This window comes from Cryobacterium sp. Y82 (assembly GCF_002929495.1).
GTDB lineage: Bacteria > Actinomycetota > Actinomycetes > Actinomycetales > Microbacteriaceae > Cryobacterium > Cryobacterium serini.
Genome location: NZ_PJJJ01000036.1, coordinates 131,636 through 155,197, shown reverse-complemented (window position 1 = coordinate 155,197; position 23,562 = coordinate 131,636). Strand labels below are relative to the sequence as shown.

At 63.4% G+C, this 23,562-nt stretch carries 19 protein-coding genes and 2 riboswitches; of the genes, 11 read left to right on the top strand and 8 right to left on the bottom strand.

Annotated features, from left to right (window positions below; genetic code table 11):
- Nucleotides 1–2 precede the first annotated feature (2 nt).
- From CXY70_RS14255 to CXY70_RS14245, 3 genes are all read right to left on the bottom strand, one after another.
- Nucleotides 3–962 (bottom strand): Brp/Blh family beta-carotene 15,15'-dioxygenase, encoded by a 960-nt coding sequence (locus tag CXY70_RS14255; protein WP_104193002.1) that lies wholly within the window; start codon nucleotides 960–962, stop codon nucleotides 3–5.
- Complete coding sequence (locus tag CXY70_RS14250; RefSeq protein ID WP_104193001.1) at nucleotides 941–2,149, bottom strand: lycopene cyclase family protein; 1,209 nt, start codon at nucleotides 2,147–2,149, stop codon at nucleotides 941–943. The genes CXY70_RS14255 and CXY70_RS14250 overlap by 22 nt, the downstream gene beginning before the upstream one ends.
- Nucleotides 2,150–2,517: 368 nt before the next feature.
- Nucleotides 2,518–2,877 (bottom strand): LysR family transcriptional regulator, encoded by a 360-nt coding sequence (locus CXY70_RS14245; protein ID WP_104193000.1) that lies wholly within the window; start codon nucleotides 2,875–2,877, stop codon nucleotides 2,518–2,520.
- A 130-nt stretch (nucleotides 2,878–3,007) separates the two neighbouring features.
- On the opposite strand from CXY70_RS14245, the gene CXY70_RS14240 reads away from it, so the two are divergent.
- The 5 genes from CXY70_RS14240 (at nucleotide 3,008) to gcvP (ending at nucleotide 9,125) form a co-directional block, all read left to right on the top strand.
- Nucleotides 3,008–3,610: an LON peptidase substrate-binding domain-containing protein gene (locus CXY70_RS14240; RefSeq protein ID WP_104192999.1), complete on the top strand. Its 603-nt coding sequence runs from the start codon at nucleotides 3,008–3,010 to the stop codon at nucleotides 3,608–3,610.
- An 82-nt stretch (nucleotides 3,611–3,692) separates the two neighbouring features.
- The gene (locus CXY70_RS14235) at nucleotides 3,693–4,298 is read left to right on the top strand and encodes a DNA-3-methyladenine glycosylase I (protein ID WP_104192998.1); all 606 of its coding nucleotides are present in this window, start codon (nucleotides 3,693–3,695) and stop codon (nucleotides 4,296–4,298) included.
- A 34-nt stretch (nucleotides 4,299–4,332) separates the two neighbouring features.
- A riboswitch (glycine riboswitch) is annotated at nucleotides 4,333–4,428 on the top strand.
- Nucleotides 4,429–4,542, top strand: a riboswitch (glycine riboswitch).
- Nucleotides 4,543–4,611: 69 nt separating this feature from the next.
- Complete coding sequence (gene gcvT / locus CXY70_RS14230; protein WP_104192997.1) at nucleotides 4,612–5,775, top strand: glycine cleavage system aminomethyltransferase GcvT; 1,164 nt, start codon at nucleotides 4,612–4,614, stop codon at nucleotides 5,773–5,775.
- Nucleotides 5,776–5,828: 53 nt separating this feature from the next.
- Nucleotides 5,829–6,200 (top strand): glycine cleavage system protein GcvH, encoded by a 372-nt coding sequence (gene gcvH / locus CXY70_RS14225; protein ID WP_104192996.1) that lies wholly within the window; start codon nucleotides 5,829–5,831, stop codon nucleotides 6,198–6,200.
- Between the two features lie 27 nt (nucleotides 6,201–6,227).
- Nucleotides 6,228–9,125, top strand: a complete 2,898-nt coding sequence (gene gcvP, locus CXY70_RS14220) for an aminomethyl-transferring glycine dehydrogenase (RefSeq protein ID WP_233205968.1) — start codon at nucleotides 6,228–6,230, stop codon at nucleotides 9,123–9,125.
- Between the two features lie 84 nt (nucleotides 9,126–9,209).
- Here gcvP and CXY70_RS14215 read toward each other — a convergent pair whose 3' ends face one another.
- Nucleotides 9,210–10,001: a CPBP family intramembrane glutamic endopeptidase gene (locus tag CXY70_RS14215; protein ID WP_104192994.1), complete on the bottom strand. Its 792-nt coding sequence runs from the start codon at nucleotides 9,999–10,001 to the stop codon at nucleotides 9,210–9,212.
- Nucleotides 10,002–10,534: 533 nt separating this feature from the next.
- On the opposite strand from CXY70_RS14215, the gene CXY70_RS14210 reads away from it, so the two are divergent.
- The 3 genes from CXY70_RS14210 (at nucleotide 10,535) to CXY70_RS14200 (ending at nucleotide 15,032) form a co-directional block, all read left to right on the top strand.
- Entirely contained in the window at nucleotides 10,535–12,340 is a 1,806-nt protein-coding gene (locus CXY70_RS14210) for an ABC transporter family substrate-binding protein (RefSeq protein WP_104192993.1), read from the top strand.
- Nucleotides 12,341–12,435: 95 nt separating this feature from the next.
- Complete coding sequence (locus CXY70_RS14205) at nucleotides 12,436–13,968, top strand: ABC transporter permease (RefSeq protein ID WP_104192992.1); 1,533 nt, start codon at nucleotides 12,436–12,438, stop codon at nucleotides 13,966–13,968.
- The gene (locus tag CXY70_RS14200) at nucleotides 13,968–15,032 is read left to right on the top strand and encodes an ABC transporter permease (RefSeq protein ID WP_104192991.1); all 1,065 of its coding nucleotides are present in this window, start codon (nucleotides 13,968–13,970) and stop codon (nucleotides 15,030–15,032) included. The genes CXY70_RS14205 and CXY70_RS14200 overlap by 1 nt, the downstream gene beginning before the upstream one ends.
- Before the next feature lie 17 nt (nucleotides 15,033–15,049).
- Here CXY70_RS14200 and CXY70_RS14195 read toward each other — a convergent pair whose 3' ends face one another.
- Nucleotides 15,050–15,658: a PH domain-containing protein gene (locus CXY70_RS14195; RefSeq protein ID WP_104192990.1), complete on the bottom strand. Its 609-nt coding sequence runs from the start codon at nucleotides 15,656–15,658 to the stop codon at nucleotides 15,050–15,052.
- A 67-nt stretch (nucleotides 15,659–15,725) separates the two neighbouring features.
- Here CXY70_RS14195 and CXY70_RS14190 point away from each other — a divergent pair, with 67 nt between their 5' ends.
- From CXY70_RS14190 to CXY70_RS14180, 3 genes are all read left to right on the top strand, one after another.
- Nucleotides 15,726–17,414 (top strand): ABC transporter ATP-binding protein, encoded by a 1,689-nt coding sequence (locus CXY70_RS14190; protein WP_104193193.1) that lies wholly within the window; start codon nucleotides 15,726–15,728, stop codon nucleotides 17,412–17,414.
- Nucleotides 17,415–17,559: 145 nt separating this feature from the next.
- Nucleotides 17,560–19,470, top strand: a complete 1,911-nt coding sequence (gene typA, locus CXY70_RS14185) for a translational GTPase TypA (RefSeq protein WP_104192989.1) — start codon at nucleotides 17,560–17,562, stop codon at nucleotides 19,468–19,470.
- A gap of 106 nt (nucleotides 19,471–19,576) precedes the next feature.
- Nucleotides 19,577–20,041 carry a hypothetical protein gene (locus CXY70_RS14180; RefSeq protein ID WP_146066144.1) on the top strand — a complete coding sequence of 155 codons (465 nt, stop codon included), beginning with the start codon at nucleotides 19,577–19,579 and terminating at the stop codon, nucleotides 20,039–20,041.
- Here CXY70_RS14180 and efeB read toward each other — a convergent pair.
- Genes efeB through efeU form a run of 3 tightly spaced genes read right to left on the bottom strand, consistent with a single transcriptional unit; the run spans nucleotide 20,038 to nucleotide 23,474 of the window.
- A complete protein-coding gene (gene efeB, locus CXY70_RS14175) occupies nucleotides 20,038–21,396 on the bottom strand; it encodes an iron uptake transporter deferrochelatase/peroxidase subunit (RefSeq protein WP_369852655.1) in 1,359 nt (452 codons plus the stop codon). The two genes, CXY70_RS14180 and efeB, sit on opposite strands and share 4 nt — an antisense overlap.
- Nucleotides 21,393–22,577, bottom strand: coding sequence for an iron uptake system protein EfeO (efeO, locus tag CXY70_RS14170; RefSeq protein ID WP_104192987.1), 1,185 nt, complete (start codon nucleotides 22,575–22,577; stop codon nucleotides 21,393–21,395). Before efeO ends, efeB begins: the two co-directional genes overlap by 4 nt.
- Before the next feature lie 27 nt (nucleotides 22,578–22,604).
- On the bottom strand, nucleotides 22,605–23,474 hold the full coding sequence (efeU, locus tag CXY70_RS14165) for an iron uptake transporter permease EfeU (protein WP_104192986.1): 870 nt from the start codon (nucleotides 23,472–23,474) through the stop codon (nucleotides 22,605–22,607).
- Nucleotides 23,475–23,562: the final 88 nt, after the last annotated feature.

Below are 23,562 nucleotides of genomic sequence, written 5' to 3'. Positions count from 1 at the left end.
GCTCACCCGGGCAGGGCCATCAACTTCTTGTGGTGTCGTTTTTCGTGGGTCACCACAATCATGTGCGGAACGGTGAGACCGGCCAGACCGATGAACACCACCTGCAGAATCTGCTCCGGTATAACGCCGCCGGGGCCGATGACGAATAGCAGAGCACCGACCGCGAGGATTGGCGCCACGGTGTACACCGCCACGATCAGGGTCGGTAGCCGTCCGCCGCCACGTTCCTCGGCAAACCCCGCCCTCAGATGCCGAAAGCTGTGCAGCGCACAGAAATACACCAAAAAAAAGAGCAGCGGCTCGCAGGCCAATGCGAGCACCGACGTGAGCACGATTTCCACGCTCTCATGCGGCCGATGCCGCACGGCGGCGACGGCCGCCACAAGCAGCCCGGCCAGGGCGAGCGGGGCCAGCTCGGCCTGCACGCCTGCCACCGTTGCGCCACCGGCACCGGCAAGCACCACATAAGCAGCGCCCACCTGATCCGGATGTGAGAAGGCTGGTACGCTCAGCAGCCCGAATCCGGCGAGAAAGCGCAGCCACACGCCGCGATCAGCGTTCCAATCAGACCCGAAATGCAGCGCCGACACGATCAGGAACGCAACCAAGCTCAGCACTGGGGCGACCAGCCAGAGCAGCACGACACCGACCACAATGACGATGTACACCGTGTTGAACGCAGCAAAACCCAGCGGGGTGCGCCAGACGCCGGCGCGACGCGCGATCAGCGGATCAAGGGCACCGTGCGGCAAACCCAGCACGGCGACGAGCACGCCGAGGAGTACGACCTGGAGCATAGGCGAGGGCATCGGCAGGCCGACCGCGAGCACGCCCAGCGTCGTCAGGGCCAGACAGGAGAACACCATCGTTTCGATGGGGATATGGCGGAGCCAGGCCGTTGCGCGGGCGGTGCCGACTCGGGAAGCGGCGACCTGCTCCTTCATGGAGTCCAGCTCGAGCACGTGGTCGCAGTGGGCGTAGCGACCAGCCTGGCCTGTGCGAGCGATGCTGAGGTGAAGATCGTGGGAGCGGCCACTTGAGCGATGAACGGGCTCCAGGGCAGGCTGAAAATGATTTTGGCATAGTCAGTGGCCCGGGCGCCGTCGCTGAGGAAACGCACCAGGGTAGCTGGCGGCACACCGCGGGCCAGAGCGAGAAAGTACTCGGCAGTGCGTTCGGGGTGCTTGCGGACGGCCTGGAGAAAGATGCGGTCGAAGGTGCGTCGCAGCCAGGGTTCTTCGGGATGCCCCACCGCCTCCTGCCCCGCCAGAAGGCGATCCGTGCACATTTGCGCCCATCGTTGAATACGCAAGAATCCATAGCCGGAGGCGGCTCGCAAAGCACCGCCCGCATTTCCGGCACGCACCACCCCGGGTATCTCCGGCCCGGCCTGGCGGCCCAGTCCCATGGCCAGCACCCCACCCTCGGTGCGCACCCGACGAACGTCATCCAGACCCAGGCCCGTCAAAACATGGTCCAACTCACCGGCCAGAAGTTCTCGGTTGATCGGCGCTACGCCGAAGCGGGTCCACTCCACGATGGCTCGGTTCGGACCCAATGGCAGCGCGTACACAAAGCTCAGGCCGTCCTCATCGGCGGCAAGCGAACCCATCAGCGTCACCTCGGTCGAATCGAACGGATGCGGCCCGTCACACTCGAATTCAACACCGACAAAACTCTGGTACAGCATCGCCGCAGCGGGCCGTGGTCGCGTATCAACCACCTGGCGGGCCAACAGCGTGCCAGCACTGGTTTCGACCCGCACACCATTCGCCACTGCGCTCACGCTTTCGGCGCGCACACCGAGACGCAGGTCTACACGCGGCGACTGGGCGATGTCGGCCTGCGCGCTGGAATAGAAGTCGATGCCCCGAATGTATTGGTAGAACAAGTCCGGAACGTGGTGCCGAACCGCGCTGCCTGCGGAATCAGAAAAGCTCCACGTCGTCCAGCGCTGGGAAACGAGGTGTGACAGTTCATGTTGTTTTGACTGCCAAAAGCACCAGCTGCGGTCGTCTTGGTACGCGGTGCGCGGTTCGATGACGACCACGCGCAGGCTGGATGGCGCGCGCGCCAGCCGGGCCGCCAGGCTGAGCCCCGCCAGTCCCGCACCCAGCACCACGAGGTCAGCGTCTACGACAGAGTTCATTTGATCTCTATTTCTCTAAACCACATGCGGAGATGGGGTGAATCCGTAGGCCGATCGAGTCGGCTGCGACAGCTAAAGAATCAACGGGAGAACAACTGCTCATAATTGCTACCTGTCTCCATGGATTGGAGTAGGTGTCCTAATATACCTAGCTGAGTTACCTAGTCATTTGTTCTAGCTCCCGTAACCCAGTCGCTCGACGGCCGACCCGCCACGGTAGCGTTCAGAATCGCCAGAAATAGTCGACAAAATCTGCGCTATGAATGGGGCCCGCCAGACCGATAATCGGTCGTGCAGGCTCCGTTTGTTTGATCAGCCGACGAGATGGTGAGGCGAGGCCGCGTGGATCGCCAGTCGATCGTTTTAAATCAGCGGGACTGGCGCTTCTTGCCGAGCTTCGGCTGGCCCTTCACCGTGGGAGCGCGGCCCTTGCCCTTGTTGGCTTTGGCCTTGCCGCCACCTGAACCGCTCGAATTGCCGCCGGACTGCGCGCCACGTCCGGCGGCCTGTGCCAGCTCGAGGTGCGCGTCGGCGAGAAAGGCAACCCCGATCTCGGTGAGCGTTGTGCTCTCGGCTGATCTGTCGAACAGCGCGTAGCCGAGTTCGGCTTCGACCTGCTTCACCGAAGAGCGGAGGGTATCGCGGGTTACGCCGAGCGCTTGGGCGGCACGGGCGAAATCGGGTGCCTCAGCGGCGGCCACGAAGTGACCCAGCAGGGTGATGTCCACGAACAGCCTTTCGTCGTTGGCGCAAAGTGCACGCCTGACCTTCTAGGCTACGCGTCGAAAACGATGCGGCCCACCGCAAACTAGCCCTCGGGGGCTTGGCCGAACGCCATCAACGTGGTTCGCTGGGTGCATGACGACCCTGCCGATGTTCCCCCTGGGATCCGTACTGTTTCCCTACATGCCGCTGCAACTGCGTGTTTTCGAGGAACGCTACCTGATCATGCTCGCCCGGGTACTCGATTCCGAGCCGGCCGAGTTCGGCGTCGTACTGATCGAACGCGGGCAGGAAGTTGGCGGCGGCGAACGTCGCTTCAGCGTCGGCACCGTCGCCCGGGTCACCCAGCTCGAAGCGCCGGAGGGGTACCTGGGGCTGGTGGTTCAGGGCGAGCGCAGAATCGAGGTGACCGAGTGGATGCCGGAGGACCCGCATCCGCTCGCCACGGTGCGGGAGCTGCCCGACCTGACGTGGGACGACGTCCTGTTGCCGCGACGAGAACAGGCCGAGCAGGTCGTTCGCCGCACCCTGTCACTCGCGAGTGAATTCGCCGACCAGGAGTGGTCGCCCGATGTCGAGCTTTCCCACGATCCGACCGCCGCCGCCTGGCAGCTCGCCGCGATTGCCCCAGTCGGTCCCCTCGACCAGATCGCACTCCTGCGCTCCGACACGATGGCGGCACTGCTGGACAACATCATCGACCTGACCGAGGCCGCAGCCGAGTCTTTGGCCTGGTGAGCGTGTCACTCGGCCGCCGAAATGGCCGCCTAGTCCCGGCCAGGCGACGGGCATCGACGCGGTCCGGTGTCTAATGGTTTGTATGGATCAATTACCCGCTCCCGGCGCGATCGTCGGCCCCGACGGGCTCGCCCGCCCTGCCTGGGCCTCGGTCGACCCGATGTTGCGCGATTACTACGACACGGAGTGGGGCGTGGCCGTGCGCGATGAGCACGGCTTGTTCGAGCGGATCAGCCTCGAGGCATTTCAATCGGGGTTGTCGTGGGCGATCATTCTGCGCAAGCGCCCCGGGTTTCGGGCGGCCTTCGCCGACTTTGACCCCGAGCGGGTCGCCGCCTTCGACGAGGACGACGTGGTGCGGCTGTTGAACGATGAGAAAATCGTGCGAAATCGCCTCAAGATTCGCGCCACGATCACAAACGCGCGGGCCACGCTCGCCCTTCGCGAAAGCGGTGGCCTGGTGAATTTTGTCTGGTCATTCCAACCGGATGCCACGCCAGCGCCGCGAACGCAGTCCGACGTGCCCACCAGCTCCGACGCATCCGTTGCCCTCTCGAAAGCACTGAAAAAGGTCGGCTTCGTCTTCGTCGGCCCCACCACGATGTTCGCCCTCATGGAAGCGATCGGCATCATCGATACCCACCTCGTCGACAGTCATCGGCGTGGCAGCAGCGGGGTGTGGGGCTAGGCTGGCACTAAGTCACAACTGAACATCGGGCCATATGGACGATGCGGGAGAGTTCGACGCGAAGGCGCGCGAACACCGAAGGAGCAATCCTCCCCGACAATCTCTCAGGTACTCGTACCGCATCGAACTGGCCACTCTGAAAAGTAGATTGAACGCGCTCGGCGCGTTTCACAATCTCGCCCACGGTGAAAGTCAGTGCGTCTGCGCTGGTGAAGCTCTCAGGCACGACGACAGAGGGGGAGTTCCCACGAGGCTCAACCGAGCCTCGCACGCAAACGGCCGCACCTGTTCGGCCTTGTCACCCGGAGAACTCATGACCTCGGCCGATTCCAGCACCCCCGGCTCCCCCGATTCACGAAATACCGAGCGATTCTCGCCGCTGCACCAGGCGCACGTCGATGCCGGTGCGAGCTTCACCGACTTCGCTGGCTGGCAAATGCCGGTGCGCTACTCGAGTGATCTGGCCGAGCACCACGCCGTGCGCACCGAAGCCGGCCTGTTCGACCTGTCGCATATGGCCGAAATTCTGGTCGAGGGCGTGGATGCCGCCGCCTACCTCGACTATGCGCTGGCCGGCAAGCTCTCGGTCATCGAGCTGTGGCAGGCCAAGTACAGCCTGCTCCTCGCCGAGAACGGCGGCATCATCGATGACCTCGTCGTCTACCGCCTCGACGATACGAAGTTTCTCGTCGTGGCCAACGCCGGCAATCGGTTCGCCGCCTTCGATGCGCTGCGCGCCCGTGCTGAGGGCTTCGCCGTGAGCGTCGTCGACCAGAGCGACGAGTACGCCCTTATCGCTGTGCAGGGCCCGAACGCTCTCGCGATTCTTGACGCTACCGAGGGCCTGACCGACCTCGGCGACGACCTGCGCTTCATGAAGTACTACCGCATCACGGATGCCTCCTTCCGCGGTCAGCCACTTCTGGTGGCTCGCACCGGCTACACCGGTGAAGATGGCTTCGAGTTGTACCTTGCGGCTGAGCGCGCCCGGGAGCTGTGGGATGCACTCACGAGCGCTGGCGCTGATAAAGGGCTCGTTCCGGCCGGTCTCGCCAGTCGCGACACCCTCCGGCTCGAAGCCGGCATGCCGCTCTACGGTCATGAGCTGACCCTGGACACCTTCCCCGCGCAGGCCGGCCTTGGCCGGGTGGTCAACCTTGGCAAGGAGAACGACTTCGTCGGCCGCGCCGCGATCGAAGCGGGGCCGGAAGCCGGGGCATCCGTTTTGGTGGGTCTGATCGCCGCCGGCAAGCGTGCCGGTCGCGCCGACTACGAGATTTTCCGCAGCCTCGACGCCGAGACCGCCACCGGCGTCATCACGAGTGGCGCCCTGTCGCCGACCCTCGGCTACCCGATCGCCATGGCCTATGTCACCCCCGACCTCGCCCGCTTCGGCACCGAGGTCTACGTCGACGTGCGGGGCACCCGCCTTCCCGCTACTGTCACCTCGCTTCCGTTCTACAAGCGCGTCAAATAGTTCCGCCCTGTTGAAATAGCCCTGAATCCGTTCAACCTGCGAAAGGCAACACCATGACAGACACATCGAAACTGCACTACACCGCCGAGCATGAGTGGATTCTGGTCGACGGCAGCATCGCGACCGTCGGCATCACCGCCTACGCTGCTGAGAAGCTCGGCGACGTGGTCTTCGTCGAACTGCCCGAGGTGGGCAGCACGGTCGCCGGCGGCACGGTTGTTGGCGAAATCGAGTCGACCAAGTCGGTCGGCGAACTGTTCGCACCGGTCAACGGCACCGTAACCGCCACCAACGATGCCGTGGTCGAGAGCCCCGAGCTGGTCAACAGCGATCCGTTCGGCGCAGGTTGGCTGATCAAGGTTGAATTCGACACGCTGCCCACCCTTCTCAGCCAGGTCGAATACTCGGCCCTCATCGGCGAGTAGCTCATGGAAACGCAGGTTCGGCAGCAGATGCTCACGGCCTTCACCCAGCGCCACATCGGAACGGATGCTGACGCCCAGTCCCACATGCTCGCCACGCTCGGCTATAAGTCGGTGGACGACCTCGTCTCCGCCGCCATGCCGGCGTCGATTCACGCAGACCTGTTTCGGCAGGATGGCGACAGCGCCCTCCCGCCCGCCGCGACCGAGAACGAAGCCGTCGCCGAACTGCGCGCCCTGGCCGGACGCAACACGGTCAAACGTTCCATGATCGGCCTCGGCTATTACGACACGTTCACGCCCGCCGTGATCAAACGCAACGTGTTCGAGAACCCCAGCTGGTACACGGCGTACACGCCGTACCAGCCCGAGATCTCACAGGGCCGGCTCGAAGCCCTCATCAACTTTCAGACCATGATTGCCGACCTCACCGGTTTGACCACCGCCAACGCATCGATGCTCGACGAGTCAACGGCGGTCGTCGAGGGCATGCTGCTGGCCCTGCGCGCCTCGAAATCCACCTCACGCCGATTCATCGTCGACACGGATGCTTTTCCCCAGACCCACGCGCTGCTCGCCAATCGCGCCGCTGCCCTCGGCATCGAGCTCGTCCAGGTCGCGCTCAGCGAGCAGACCACCGCCGCGGACCTCGGTGACTATTTCGGCGTCTTCGTGCAATACCCGTCGGCATCCGGTCGCATCTGGAACCCGCAAGCGGTCATCGATCTTGCGCACGAGCGCAAGGCGCTCGCCGTCGTGGCCGCCGACCTACTGGCTCTCACCCTGCTCAAATCGCCCGGCGACCTCGGCGCCGACGTCGCTGTCGGCACCAGCCAGCGCTTCGGCGTGCCGATGGGGTTTGGCGGACCGCACGCCGGCTATATGGCCGTGCGTAAGGGGCTTGAGCGCCAGCTGCCCGGCCGCCTCGTCGGCGTCAGCGTCGATGCCACCGGACACCCCGCCTACCGCCTCGCCCTGCAGGTGCGCGAACAGCACATCCGCCGGGACAAGGCCACCTCGAACATCTGCACCGCCCAGGTGCTGCTCGCCGTCATGGCCGGCATGTACGCGGTTTACCATGGCCCTCAGGGCCTCACCGCAATCGCTGAACAGGTGCATGAGCGAGCTGGCGCCCTCGTCGCCGCCCTGCGTGCTATCGACATCGACGTGCGGAGCGACACATTCTTTGACACGGTCAGGGTCTCCGTGCCGAGCGCAGCCGACGTCGTGGCGAAGGCGGCCGCGAGCGGCTACAACCTGCACCAGGTTGACGAGACCACCATCAGTGTGTCGGTCGATGAGACCACCACGCTCGCCGACCTCTCCTATGTCGTCGGCGCATTTGGCGGCCGCGATGCGTTCGGTCACGTGGACTTCGACGCCGTGCAGCACGGGCTGCCGACCGACCTGGGTCGCGAGAGTGCATTCCTGACCCACCCGGTGTTCAACACGCACGCTTCCGAGACCAGCATGATGCGTTACCTCAAGCGCCTCGCCGACTACGACTATGCGCTTGATCGGGGCATGATCCCGCTCGGCTCCTGCACCATGAAGCTCAACGCGGCGAGCGAGATGGAGGCCGTCAGCTGGCCCGAATTCGCCGGGATCCACCCCTTCGCGCCTCGACCGGATGTCGAGGGGTACCTGCACCTCGTGCGCCAGCTGGAAACGTGGCTGAGCGATGTCACCGGGTACGACTCCGTCTCGCTGCAGCCGAACGCCGGCAGCCAGGGCGAACTAGCTGGCCTCCTCGCCATCCGCGGGTACCACCAGTCCAACGGACAGACCGGCCGTACGGTCTGCCTGATCCCGTCGAGCGCGCACGGCACCAACGCGGCATCCGCTGCGCTGGCCGGCATGCGCGTTGTTGTCGTGGCCTGCGACGAGCTCGGTAACGTCGACCTTGCCGACCTGCACGCCAAGATCGCCGAGCATGCCGACAACCTCGCCGCCCTCATGATCACCTACCCCTCGACCCACGGGGTCTATGAGCACGAGGTCGCCACCATTTGCGAGGCCGTGCACGCCGCCGGCGGTCAGGTCTACGTCGACGGTGCCAACCTCAATGCGCTGCTCGGGTTCGCCCGCTATGGCGATTTCGGCGGCGATGTCTCGCACCTGAACCTGCACAAGACCTTTTGTATCCCACACGGCGGCGGAGGCCCCGGTGTCGGCCCGGTCGCAGCCAAGGCGCACCTCGCACCGTTCCTGCCCGGGCATCCGCTCGCCCAGAGCGACGAGCACTACCTGCTCGGCCCGGCGGGAGCCAGCGGCACCGTCGTGCACGCCGGCGGACCGGTCTCAGCGGCGCCCTACGGCAGCCCGAGCATTTTGCCGATCTCCTGGGCGTACGTGCGCATGATGGGAATCGACGGCCTCAAACAGGCCACCGGCGCAGCCGTGCTTGCCGCCAACTATGTCGCCAAACGCCTCGAGAACAGTTACCCGCTGCTCTACTCGGGCGAAAACGGTCTGGTCGCGCACGAGTGTATCCTCGACCTGCGCCCGCTCACCGCGGCTACGGGAATCAGCGTCGACGACGTGGCCAAACGCCTCGTCGACTACGGCTTCCACTCGCCGACCATGAGCTTTCCGGTGGCCGGCACGCTCATGGTCGAACCCACCGAGAGCGAAGACCTCCGCGAAATCGACCGCTTCATCGACGCCATGATCGCGATCAAGGCCGAAGCGGATGCCGTCGCCGCCGGCCGCTGGCCCGCCGACGACAACCCGTTGCATAACGCTCCGCACACCGCGCAGTCGGTGATCGAGGGGGAGTGGGAGCACCCCTACGACCGGGCCACCGCGGTCTACCCGTTGGCTTCGCTGGTGCGGAGCAAGTACTGGCCGCCGGTGCGCCGCATCGACAACGCCTACGGCGACCGCAACCTGGTCTGCGCCTGCCCGCCACCCGAGGCTTTTGAGTAGGGGGTGAGCGGCCACCGCCCCCGGTTTCGGTGGCCGCTACGGTAACCGGCGCTACCGCAGCCGGGCGTGCCCACACCCGCGGGCTCAGCTGGCTGGGGCGAGCAGCCCCGGCCACCAGGCCAGTGCGAGGGGGTAGCCGACAAACGAGAGAATGTCGAGGAGCCAGTGCGTCACTACGAGCGGCGTGGTGCGTCCCCAGCGGGTGTAGCACCAGCCGAACACGACGCCCATGGCCACGTTGCCGAAGAACGGCCCGATGCCCTGGTACAGGTGATAGCTGCCGCGCAGCACGGCCGAGCTCAGAATGATGGTCCAGGTCGACCAGCCGAGCTCGCGCAGTCGGGTGAACAGGTAGCCGACTACGATAAGCTCCTCAACCAGCGCGGCCTTCAGCGCGGCGAAGACCAGAATCGGTATGGTCCACCAGAAAGTGTCGAGCGGCGAGGGCACCACGGCCACCGTGAAGCCGAACGCGCGTCCCGCCAGGTACAGCGCGAGGCCCGGTACGCCGATGACCAGCAACAGGCCAAACCCGCCGAGCACGTCTTTGCGCGGACGCGTCAGGTCGAATCCGAGCCGGGTGAATGGGTTCTGCCCGGGTCGCCACAGCAGGTACAGCACCAGGGCCACCGCCGCGAGTCCGAACACGATGCCGAGAAACTGGTAGGTGAAATCGAGCCACTCGCGGGTCGACTGCGAGCCGTTCAGCGTCGCCGACTGGTCGGCGAGCGGTGTCGTGTCGGTCAGCCTGGCCACGATCGACACCAGCGAGTACACGGCCGACGCCCCGAGCGACAGCGCGAGCACAATGCCGATCTCCCAGTAATACCGGGTGTGGTGCGGCCCCACAAGGCGTGAAACGGATGCTGTCGGCATGACCCTATCCTGCCAGTGCCCTAATGATAGGGTCGCGAATCTGTGGATCGCGTCGGGCATGCCCCGCCGCGGCAACTTCCCTTTCGGTAGCCTATGTGCCCAGTGGCTCCAGCCAGTGCGCAGTAGATAACACCATGGAACAGTTCGTGCCAATCTACTCATTATGGGCAGAATTCACACACGATTGTCGTCACAACCCCAAACTCGGGCTCGTATTTCGCGGCCAAATTTGGATTGACTCGCCGGGTGCGGTTCTCTAAAATCCCGACCCGCTCGCCGGGAACCACGTGCGGTCTGGGTCGGCAATAATCACCACGACCTGCGGAGCCTACGGTCGTTTTGATGGAAATGCGCCCCCCGAACGCAATAATCGTGCATTCGTCACGATTATTCGTTGGTCTGGTTACCAATGTGTAACAGTTTTCGCCCGATGCTAGGTGAAGACGGTGGACCCTCTCTATGGTCGGAGTAACCACGCTCGACTTCGGGGGCCATAAACCTTAGGTCGGTGCATACTTCGCACAGGAGGAACTATGAGATTTAGACGCATCGGGGCAGCTATTGCCACCGTGGGGGCCGCAGCACTGGTCCTTTCCGGTTGTTCAGCGCCAACGGCCGAATCCGGACTTGATGAGGGAACCAGTGTCGACGTCGCGTGGAACCAGCCGTTCTTCTCGTACAACGGTCTGACGTCTTTTGGCAATGCCACGGCGAACAATAACATCACCTACATGACGAACGACTGGTTCAACTACTACGACAACACGCCGGAGTTGAAGCAGAACGAGTCATACGGCAGCTATGAGATGGTCTCTGAAGACCCGCTCACGGTGAAGTACACCCTCGCTGATGACGTCAAGTGGTCAGACGGCACCGCGGTCGACGCCTCTGATCTCCTGCTGAGCTGGGCGGCCAATTCGCGTTCACTTGACACGCCGGATTTCGTCCCTGACGACTTTACCGACCCCGATACCGGTGAGTTCACCGAAGCATTCCCTAAGGACGTCGTCTACTTCGACTCCGGCGCCCAGGCCGACTCGGGCCTGGGACTCGTACGTGACGTTCCCGAGATCAGCGACGATAATCGTTCAATGACCCTGGTCTACTCGTCACCGTACGTCGACTGGGAGCTGGCCCTCTACGCGCCGCTTCCGGCACACGTTGTGGCGAAGAACGCCCTCGGACTCGACGATAACGAGGAAGCCAAAGCCGCCCTCGTTACGGCCATTCAGGACAACGACGCCGCATCGCTTGCCAAGATCTCCTCATTCTGGAACTCCGGCTTCAACTTCACCGAGTTGCCTGATGACCCCGAGCTCTACGTCGGAACCGGTCCGTACACGATCTCGGCCTTCGTGGCCGATCAGTACATCACCATGACGGCCAACCCCGAGTACACGGGCCAGAACACGCCCACTATTGAAGAAGTAACCGTGCGCTTTATCACGGATCCGCTCGCTGCCGTGCAGGCGCTGGAAAACGGTGACGTCGATGTCATCTCTCCCCAGTCCACGTCTGACCTGGTGACCGCGCTGGACGCGATCGAGAACGTCACGGTCCTGAAGGGTGAAGAAGGCACCTACGAGCACCTCGATCTGCAGTTCGACCAAGGCAAGAGCGGCGTGTTCAACGACCCGCTACTGCGTGAAGCGTTCATGAAAATCGTTCCGCGACAGGAGATCCTCGACAAGCTGATCAAGCCCATCGTCGGTGACGAAGCGATTCTACGTGGTTCGCAGTTGTTCGTTCCGGGTTCCGAGGGCTACGACGATTCTCTCGACGGCAACGGTTCGGCCGACTACGCCGAGGTCGACGTCGAGGGTGCCAAGGCCCTCATCGCCCAGTCTGGCGCCACCAACCTTGACGTGACAATTCTGTATGCATCGACCAACCCGCGACGCGTGAACGAATTCGCGCTCATCCAGACCAGCGCAGCACTCGCCGGCTTCAATGTGATCGATGGGGGCAACCCGGAATGGGGTGGAATCCTCGGTACCCCGGGTGCCTACGACGCGTCGTTCTATGCGTGGCAGTCGACCAGTCTGGGCGTCACCGACTCCGGCCCGACCTTCGAATCTGGTGGCATTAACAACCACAACTTCTTCTCCAACGCCGATACTGACGCTGCGATCAACAAGCTCAACCTTGAGTTCGACCCGGCCAAGCAGATCGAGTTGAAGCAGGAGATCGACAAGATCCTGTGGGAGAACTTCTATGGTGTGACCCTTTTCCAGTTCCCCGGCGTGACGGCATTCAATGACAGCGTCACGGGCATTGACCCGTCGATTCTGGCGCCGACGATCTTCTGGAACATCTGGGATTGGAAGCTCGCCAGCTAAGAGAAAACTCTTCGTTGGATCAACGTGCTATTTGAGGCGCTGGGACCGGTTGGTCCCAGCGCCTTCCCCCGACCAGAGACAGGTAGCCACCGCTCATGGCTTCATTCGTATTCCGGCGGCTGATTGCCGCCGTCATCGTGCTCCTCGCAGCAACGTTCCTGATGTACATGCTCGTCGCCCTGTCCGGGGACCCGCTAAAGGAACTCCGCGAGAGCAGCGCACCAAACAAGATCGAGCTCATGGCGTCGCTCAGCCAGCGGCTCGACCTCGATGTTCCCCCCTTCTTTCGCTACTTCCTGTGGCTCGGCGGCGTCGGGCAGTGTTTCGTCGGCGCCTGTGACTTCGGCGTCAACGTGCAAGGCCTGCCCGTGGTGATCCTGCTCCAACAGGCGATGGGATCAACACTGCAGTTGGTCACCGGTGCCCAGATCATCGCCATCATCGTTGGCCTGATCGTCGGCATCACCACGGCCCTGCGTCAGTACAGCGGTTACGACTACACGATCACATTCGCTTCTTTTCTCTTCTTCTCTCTGCCTATCTTCTGGGTGGCGGTGCTGCTCAAGCAATACATCGCGATCGGGTTCAATAACTGGCTATCCGACCCCATTATCGGAGTGCCGATCATGATCGGAATCTCGATCGTGTCTGGACTTCTGTGGATGTCACTCCTTGGTGGTGCGTCGCGGCGACGGTGGATCACCCTCGGCGTGGCGACGGCGTCAACGCTTGCACTGCTGGCCTACTTCGAACTGACCGACTGGTTCACCACCCCGAGCGTCGGCATCGTCGGCGTCGTGATCACCGCCCTGGCGGCTGCGCTCGGCGTCACGGCAGTCTCGGTGGGGCTCAAGGACAAGAACGCGGTCCGTGGAGCCCTCGTCACGGCCGCCGTGGGTATCGCCCTGTACTATCCGATGACCTACTTTGTCTTTCGCAGTATGTCGCTTCCGCTCTTCTTCGCCCTCTCTCTGGGCGCTGTCGTCGTAGGCGGCGCAATCGGGTACTTCCTTGGTGGCAGAGATCGGTGGCAATCAGCCCGCACCTCGGCCATCGTCGCCGTAATCATCGGAGTGGTGATCGTTATTGATGGTCATCTGCTCTATTGGAACGACTACGTCAACTCCAGCCGGGTCAACGGGCGGCCGGTGGCGACCATCGGATCGACAACACCTAACCTCGGCGGTAATTTCTGGATTCAGGGCATCGATACCTTCACCCACCTGCTCCTGCCGACCATCGCAATCATCCTCATCTCCTTTGCCAGCCTGACGCGCTACACACGGGCTAGCATGCTCGAGGTGATGAACCAGGACTTCATCCGCACGGCCCGGTCGAAGGGGCTCACCCAGCGCACCGTCGTCGTGCGCCATGCACTGCGCAACGCACTCATCCCGATCGCGACGGTGATCGCGCTCGAAATTGGAGCGCTCATTGGTGGAGCGGTGATCACCGAGTCCGTGTTCGGGTGGAGCGGCATGGGCAGGCTATTCCAAAACGGTATCGACCACGTTGATCCCAACCCGGTGATGGCCTTCTTCGTGGTGACCGGTCTCCTCGCCGTCATATTCAACCTGCTGGCCGACCTCCTGTATGCGTCCCTCGACCCGAGAATCAGGGTGTCCTAATGTCCGATCCGAATCCTTCCCTGCAGGTCCCGCTGGGAGCTGGCAATCAGCTCGACGAATCCTCGATCGAACAACGTGAAACCATCGGCCTCAGCCAGGGACAGATCGTTCGTAAACGGTTTTTTCATCACAAGGGCGCCGTGGTCTCGATCTTTGTTCTTGCCTTCGTGATTGTGCTGGCCTTCAGTTCGGTCGGGATTCATGTCTGGGGGCTAAACACCCCCGGGTGGTGGCCCTGGCACTGGAACGCGACACCGCCACTGGTTAATCGGGGAATTCCCACGTTGAACCTGATCCCCGGCCCGGGCTTCGGCATTGGCCCGCACCCCTTCGGCCAGGACGAAATCGGCAAGGACATCTTTGCCCTCGTCATGCGCGGAACCCAGCAATCCATCATGATCATGCTGCTGGTCGGCCTGGTCGGCACCGGAATAGGGGTGCTGATCGGCGCCCTCGCTGGCTTCTACCGCGGAATCGGCGACGCCATCCTTATGCGCTTCACCGACGTGATCATCACCATCCCGTTCATCGTGGTGGGTGCTGTTATCGGGCGTTCCATTGGTGCTGCCGGACTCGGCGCAGCGGTTCTTGGCCTCGCGCTGGGGCTTTTCGCCTGGACCGGGCTCGCCCGACTGGTGCGGGGTGAATTCCTGTCGCTGCGCGAACGCGAGTTCATCGATGCGGCCAGGGTTTCCGGGGCCAGCGACGCGCGCATCATCTTCAAACACATTTTGCCCAACGCGGTCGGCGTGATTATCGTCAGCGCCACCCTGCTCATGGCCGGCGCCATCCTGGCTGAAACCGCCCTGAGCTTTTTGGGTTACGGCGTGCGCAATCCCGATACATCACTGGGCCTGATCGTGGCCCAGAATGTTGCAGCCTTCGCTACCCGACCATGGCTGTTCTGGTGGCCCGGCATCTTCATCATCGTGATCGCCCTGACCGTGAATTTCATCGGTGACGGTCTGCGCGACGCGTTCGACCCGCGTCAGAAGAAGATGCCGTCCGCGAAGACGCTGTCAAAAGCGGATGCCCGTCGCGTGCGCGCCGCCAGCACGGTCTAGCGCTTATGCCCAGGCTTTTACAAAACAAGACCGATCATCGCTGTGGCGAGCAATCCGGCGAGCACCACAATGGTGACCCGATGGGTGGTGACGCGGAGAGCATCCGGGTCAACAATGGCACTGTCCAACGCTCCGGTGTCGCGCAGGGCTTCCCATCGCTGGCGCAGCACGAATGCCACCTGTCCAGACGCGGTGGTCACGGAATCCCCCGGCCGCACGCTTCGACCGGTACCGTACGCGGAATCGCCGAGATTTCGGAGGTCGGAACGCTCAATCGCGATCGCCCCGCGAATGCCGGGACTCGGTGCCGCCCACACCGAAATTCGCCGTTGGGCCGTGAACAGCGTCAAGGTGTAACGGGTGTCAATGCGCTCCACGTGCGGCCACGGCACGAAGAACGTGCGGAGCACGTTGACGACCGTGATGCCCGCTTCTTCGACCACAATATGCGGCTGCCAAAACAAGGCCACTGCTGCTGCGGAGAAGAACAGCAGCAGTGGCACGGTGCGCAGCAGATTCTCAATGTCGTCGGCCAGCACCAGGCCGACACACCCCGCCGCGCAGAGCGCGGCCACGACGGCGGCCAGAACCCGGCCAAATACAGGACGAAACGTGAAGATCGGCATGGGTTCATTTTCACAGACGACGCGTTCAACACAGACAGGACCTCAGCTGATGAGTAACGAAGCAACCATGTCCCCCGGCAACGGCTCTTCTTCCCGGCCCGTGACAGAGGCCGTACTCGAGGTGACCGACCTCGACGTGGATTTCTGGGTCGAGGGTGAGCTGTACCCGGCGGCTATCAAGATGAACTATCAGGTGCGCCGCGGTGAAGTGCTCGCCATCGTGGGGGAGTCCGGATCGGGCAAGAGCACGGGGACCATGGCGCTGCTCGGCCTGTTGCCGCAAAATGCACGCACGACCGGCTCGATCAAGCTTCTCGGAAAAGAAATCTGCGGTCTTCCCGAGTCGGAGATTCGCAAGGTGCGCGGCAATGATGTGGCCACCATTTTTCAGGAGCCGATGACGGCCCTCAACCCGGTCTACACGGTCGGCTTTCAAATTGTGGAGGCCCTGCGCTCGCACTTCGACCTGTCGCCGCACGAGGCGAAAACGCGTGCGATTGAGTTATTGACGCTCGTTGAGATGCCCAACCCCACGTTGTCTTTCGACAAGTATCCGCATCAACTCTCGGGCGGACAGCGGCAACGCGCCATGATTGCCCAGTCAATTTCTTGCGACCCGATATTGCTCGTCGCTGACGAGCCGACGACCGCGCTCGACGTGACAGTGCAGGCTGAAATTCTCGATTTGATGCGCAACCTGCACACCAGACTCGACAGCGCCATCATTCTCATTACGCACGACATGGGCGTCGTCGCCGACCTGGCGGATTGGGTCATGGTGATGAAGAACGGTCTCACGGTCGAGGCCGGGCCAATCGACGATATCTTCAACCGTCCGCAGCATCCGTATACCCAGCAGTTGCTGGCCGCGGTGCCGCACCTGGGCCAAGGCATTGAAACGGTCGCCCGGCAGCAGGTTGCCCGCCCGGTAGGCGTCAAACCGGTGCTTGAGTTTCAAAACGTTTCCATTGACTATCCCAAGCGCGGGCGCATTCCAGCATTCAGGGCAGCCGAGGCCATCGACTTTCAGATCTTTCCCGGGGAGATTGTTGGACTGGTCGGCGAGTCCGGATCGGGCAAGACCACCCTGGGTCGTGCTGCTGTCGGGCTGCTGCCGATCGCCGACGGCACGCTGATCTCCTGTGGGATCGACATTTCCCATGCGAAACTGCGTGATCTCCGGCCGTTGCGCCGCAAAGCCGGCATCGTTTTTCAGGATCCCGCGTCATCGCTCAACCCGAGAATGCCCATCGGAGAATCGATCGGAGAGCCCCTCTATCTGTCCGGTGAAGCGCGCGGCGCTGACCTCGACAAACGCGTACAGACACTGCTGGAACAGGTAGAACTACCCACCAGCTACCGCAACCGTTTTCCGCACGAATTGTCTGGCGGGCAGAAACAGCGCGTCGGGATCGCACGCGCGCTCGCCCTGCATCCGGACCTGTTGATCGCGGACGAACCCACGAGTGCCTTGGACGTCTCGGTACAGGCCCGATTTCTGGACCTGCTGCACGAGCTGCAGGAACGTCTTGGGTTCGCGTGCTTGTTCATCAGCCACGACCTGGCGGTCGTCGACGCACTGGCCCACCGTATCGCGGTGATGCATAAGGGCAAACTTGTGGAGCAGGGCACGAGCGACGAAATTCTGCGTGCCCCGAAGGACCCGTACACGCAGCGATTGATCAGCGCGGTCCCGGTGCCGGATCCGGTGGAACAGCGCCTCCGTCGCGAGGCCCGTCACGCCGCCAAGGGGTGACAGCACCGGGGCAGCAGGCACTCCCACCGATGCGCTGACGTGGATACGGTAGGATAGTACTTTGGGTCACATTATGACCCCTGGTATCCATTCTTCGTCGCGCGCGAGACTCTGCGGCACTCATTCTTCGTAAGGATCTATTTTTATGGCGATTGCTACACGCAATAACCTCCGAAATGTTGCAATCGTTGCTCACGTTGACCACGGTAAGACGACGCTGGTCGACGCGATGCTCAAGCAGACCGACTCCTTCGCGGACCACTCCCACGTTGAAGAGCGCGCGATGGACTCGAACGAACTCGAGCGCGAAAAAGGCATCACGATTCTCGCCAAGAACACGGCAGTTTCGTACAAGGGCATCCACGCTGCGGACGGTCCCATCACGATCAACGTGATCGACACCCCGGGCCACGCCGACTTTGGTGGCGAGGTCGAGCGCGGACTGTCGATGGTCGACGGTGTTGTGCTCCTCGTTGACGCTTCAGAGGGCCCGCTGCCGCAGACCCGTTTCGTGCTCCGCAAGGCGCTCGAAGCCAAGCTTCCCGTCATTCTGCTGGTCAACAAGACCGACCGTCCCGACGCGCGCATCGACGAGGTTGTGGCCGAAAGCCAGGACCTGCTCATCGGTCTCGCGAGCGACATGGCCGATGACTTTCCCGACCTCGACCTCGACGCCGTGCTCGACGTACCCGTCGTCTACGCGTCGGGCCGTAACGGCGCGGCTAGCTGGAACAAGCCCGAAGACGGCACGCTGCCCGACAACGACGACCTCGAGCCTTTGTTCGACGCCATCCTCAAGCACATCCCGGCACCGACCTACGATGACACGCACCCGCTTCAGGCACACGTCACCAACCTCGACGCCTCACCGTTCCTCGGCCGCCTCGCGCTGCTGCGCATCTTCCAGGGCACCATCAAGAAGGGCCAGACCGTGGCCTGGGTGCAGCAGGACGGCACCGTCAGCAACGTGAAGATCACCGAGCTGCTGATCACCAAGGCTCTGGACCGCTACCCGACCGAGAGCGCCGGCCCCGGCGACATCGTGGCCGTGGCCGGTATCGAGAACATCACCATTGGTGAGACCCTCGCAGACCCCGACGACGTGCGCCCGCTGCCAACCATCACGGTTGACGACCCGGCCATCTCAATGACCATCGGAACCAACACCTCGCCGCTTATGGGCAAGGTCAAGGGCCACAAGTTAACCGCCCGCATGGTCAAGGATCGCCTCGACCGCGAACTCGTCGGTAACGTCTCGCTCAAGGTCGTCGACATCGGACGCCCGGACGCCTGGGAGGTGCAGGGCCGTGGAGAATTGGCCCTCGCCATCCTGGTCGAGCAAATGCGGCGCGAAGGCTTCGAACTCACCGTCGGCAAGCCGCAGGTAGTCGTCAAGCGCGTCGACGGCAAGATCCACGAGCCTTACGAGCACCTCACCATCGATGCGCCCGAAGAATACCTCGGTGCCATCACGCAGCTGCTCGCCGCCCGCAAGGGTCGCATGGAGAACATGGCCAACCACGGCACCGGCTGGGTTCGCATGGAATTCATCGTTCCGTCGCGCGGCCTGATCGGCTTCCGCACGCAGTTCCTCACCGACACGCGTGGTACCGGTATCGCCAACGCGATCCTGCACGGCTACGAGCCCTGGGCCGGCACGATCAACACCCGCACGAACGGTTCCATCGTGGCCGACCGCTCCGGTGCTGTCACGCCGTTCGCGATCATCAACCTGCAGGAGCGCATGTCGTTCTTCGTGCAGCCGACCAGTGAGGTTTATGAAGGCATGGTCATCGGCGAGAACTCGCGCGCCGACGACATGGATGTGAACATCACCAAGGAAAAGAAACTGACCAACATGCGTCAGTCCAGTTCCGACACGTTCGAGTCGATGACGCCGCCCAAGGTGCTTTCGCTCGAGCAGTGCCTCGAGTTCGCCCGCGAAGACGAGTGCGTCGAAGTCACCCCCGCCGCCGTGCGTATCCGCAAGGTAGAGCTGACGGCATCCGCTCGCTCACGCCAGGTTTCACGCGTGAAGAAGATGGACGCGAACTAGCCAGTTCCCCTCTGCGCGAGCGCAAAAAGTGCTGCTTTGACCAAGTCGAAGCAGCACTTTTTGCGCTCCTGCGATATACCGGTGTTTTGAATTTAAGAGGTTTCACATGACTGCCAGCCGACCGGCACGACGAGTTACGCTTGGCCTCCTTGTAGCCGCAGTCGCATTACCGCTGTTGGCGGGCTGCTCCCTGGGCGAAAACGTGCGCGACTCTGTGAGTGGTGCCGTGAATGGCGCGGTGCGGGACGCGACGGGCGGCGACGTCAGCCTGGGCGGGCAACTTCCCGCCGACTGGCCGACCGATATTCCCGTGGTCGACGGAGAGGTTCTCTTCGCGACCGGTGGCCTGGGTGAGAGTGGAGTCGGTGGCTGGGTGGTCACCGTCAATGCCACTTCAACGACCCCCCTGGAGGAGGCGCGCACTGAGTTTCTGGCGGCCGGCTTCACCGAAGTTGTAGCCGGAGTCGACGCTGAGGTGGTCACGATGGCCAACGCGGCGTACGGCGTCGTCGTCGCTGGTGATCCCGACGGCGTTGTCTACACCGTCACTCCGGTTCCGGCGCTCGGTTAGGCAAACAGGGCCGCGCCGACGTAACTACCGGCGGAGATGCCGCCCGGAGCGGCGAATAGGGCACTGCCGACGTGCCGAATGTACTCGTTGAGTGCGTCGCGCTTGGCGAGGTTGAGCTGCACCGCGGTGAACTGGGCGGGCGACCGTTGAAAGCTGATAAAGAACAGCCCGGCTTCAAGCCGGCCCAGCTCGTCATTGCCGTCGACGAAGTTGTAGCCGCGGCGCAGTAACTTCATGCCCTTATTCTGGGTTGGATGCGCGAGCCGCACGTGCGCAGCGGCGCCGATGAGCGGCCGGTCTTCCCGGCCGGTCAGAACAAAGTTGGGTTCGGTGAATTCGGTGCCGCCGGAGAGCGGCGCCCCTGACCCCTTGGTGCGACCGAACACGGCCTCTTGCTCACTCAGAATAGAGCGGTCCCAGGTCTCGATCGTCATGCGGATGCGCCGCGCCACCAGGTAGGAGCCGCCCGCCAGCCAGGCCGGGCCGTCGGACGTCGCCACCCACACCTGGTCGGCGACGACCTCAGGCTCTTCGGCTTTGATATTAGACGTGCCGTCCATAAAGCCGAACAGGTTGCGCGGGGTGGCCTGAGCCGTTGACGTCGATGAGGTGCGGCCGAATCCGAGCTGGGACCAGCGGAGGGCGGCCCGCCCAAACGCGATGCGGGACAGGTTGCGAATGGCGTGCACGGCCACCTGGGGGTCGTTCGAGCAGGCCTGGATACACAGGTCACCGTCGCTTCGACCGGCGTCGAGGTCGTCGCCGGGAAAGTGCGGAAGCGGCGCCAGACCGGCCGGCCGGCGGCCGACAATGCCGAAGCGATCGACGCCATCCGCTGTTTCAAACAGGGTCGGCCCGAAACCGAACGTGATGGTGAGGCCAGCCGTTGGCAAGCCTTGTGCCTCGCCGGTATCTTCGGGCGGCGCGTCGTAGGGGCCGCTGACAGCGCCGTACTCCCCGATTTCCTGCCCGGCGGCCATCGAAGCGGCTGCGATGGTCCAATCCCGCAGTAGCTCGATCAGCTCGGCGCGCGTGGTGCCGGCGGAGACGTCGAAAGCGGCGAAGTGCAGGCGATCCTGCGCTGGCGTGACAATGCCGGCCTGGTGGTTGCCGTAGAACGGGTAGACCGGCGAAACGGATGCCGCCTCCGATCCCAACGACGCCACCGCAGCTCTATCCCCGGCTACACCGAGCCCGATCCCGGCGACACCGGCCCCGGCGAAGCCGAGGAGCCCCCGCCGCGACAGACCGTATGTTGGCGTGGCCGGAGCGGCCGAGGTGGGCCCGGCGGAGAGCGCCGCACTCGGCTGGGCCCGCTTACCGCGCGTGCTGCTGCTCTTCAGGCTGCGCGTCACAGTACGAGCGCGGCCGTGAGCTGGTGTAACGGCTCACCGAGCGCGTTGACTTGATCGGCGAGGGCACGAATCTCGGCCGGAGTGAGATCGGTGTAGAGCTTGAATCCGTCGCCGACGCGCTGGACGTCGAGGAGCGCCTGCAGGGAGGCGAACTCGGCGTCGAGCGAAGCGGCCAGATCGGCATCCGTCTGCAGCAGGATTGGGCGCACGCCGTCGTAGAGCACCTGGGCTCCATCGACGTTGGCCTGAAAGTCCCAGAGGTCGGTGTGCGACCAGGTCTCTTCCTCGCCGGTGACCTTGCCGGTCGCGACCTCGTCGAGCAGGCCGATGGCACCGTTGGTCTGCTGCGACAGGGTAAAACTCAAACCCTGCACCTTCGAGTGCAGGGTGGCGGTGTCGGCGACGAGCTGCTGCGTGAGGGCTGCGCGTTTCTCGGTGCTGTACGCCTCGAAACCGGCTTCAGCCTCGGTCGGCCAGAGGTCCTTCTCGATCGCGTGCCAGCCGGTCCAGTCCTGGCCCACTTCGAGGTCGGCCTCGCGCAGGTCGAGCTTGGGGTCGAGGTCGCCGAACGATTCGGCAATGGTCTCTACCCGCTCCCAGTGCACCCGGGTCGACGCGTACAGGCTGCGGGCCGTGTCGTCGTCCCCATTTATATAGGCGGCGGCGAACGAGTCGGTGCCGGTGACGAGCTGGTCGATCTGATCGCTGACGTACGAGGCGTAGTCGGAGTTGGCGGTGTCGATCTGGGCCGCAAGGTCGACGTCGACGGTGGCGGCGGCGTCCGTTTTGGTGGCGGTGAATTCGGCCTTGCCGACGCCATCGCCGGTCATCCCCGGCTTGCAGGCGGTGAAGTAGTTGCCGGCGTCGAGCTGTACGACGAGGTCGCGGCTGAGTCCGGGGCCAATGTTCTCCGCCTCGCCGACGATGCGCAGTCCGTCGTCGGCGAGCAGGTAAAACTCCGTCACCTGATCGCCGGAATTGGTGATCGAAAAGCGGATACTGCCAGCCGGCGCCTCATTCGCTGATAACGCACACTCCGTCGCGCTGCTGTCTACGGTGAGGGCTGTGTGCAAGGCTGCCGGGTCGTTTGCGACGCAGCCGCTGAGTAGAGAGACGCCGAGAACACCGACGCCGAGAACACCGACGCCGAGCAGGCGGGCAGAACGCAAGACACGAGGCATGGAGATCCTTGGCAGAGAAACGAGAAATCAGTGCGCGGAAACCGGAACGGGCGCCGGCGTCTGGGGTGCGGCCTGAACCGGGTGAGTGCTCGTGCGACCTTGGCGGCTCTTTTTGATGAAGAGCGTCAGGGTGGGCACGGCGTAGGCCAGCCAGGCGAACATCTCCAGCCAGGTGGTGGCGGGGGAGAAGTTCAAGGTGCCCTTGAGCAGAGTGCCGTACCAGCTGTCCGGCGGCACGGCGGCGCTCACATTGAAGGCAAGGGCGTGCAGGCCGGGCAGAATGCCGGCTTCCTGCAGGTCGTGCACACCGTAGGAGAGCACGCCAGCGGCAACGACAATGAGGACGGCGCCGGTATAGGTGAAGAACTTCGACAGGTTAATCTTGAGCATGCCGGCGTAAATCAGAGCACCGAGGCCGATCGCGGTCGCGATGCCGAGGGCAGCGCCGAGCAGCGGCATGGTCGTTGCGCCGGTGGCTTGCACGGCGGCCCACAGGAACAGGGCGGTCTCGATGCCCTCACGGCCGACGGCGAGAAACGCGACGAGCACGAGTCCGAGGCCGGTGCCGACGAGGTATTTATCGATGTTGCCCTGCAGGTGTCCCTTGAGGTCGCGCGCGGTGCGCAGCATCCAGAACACCATCCAGGTAACGAGGCCGGTCGCGACGATCGATAGCACCCCGCCGATGGTCTCCTGCGCGGTGAACGAGAGCCCGTAGGTTCCGTAGGTGAGCAGAGCACCGATGCCGAGGGCGAGCAGTACGGCGAGGCCGACGCCGAGCCAGATGCGCGGCAGCACGTCGCGCCGGTTGATCTTCACGACGTAGGCGATGAGGATCGTCACGATCAGCGCGGCCTCAAGGCCTTCGCGCAGGCCGATCAGGTAGTTTGCGAGCACGGGGTTCCTTGAATGATTCGGCTGACAGTTTCGGTAACATATTGGTAAGGCTAACCTTACCGAGTTTGACTCTAGTCCGACCGGCGCG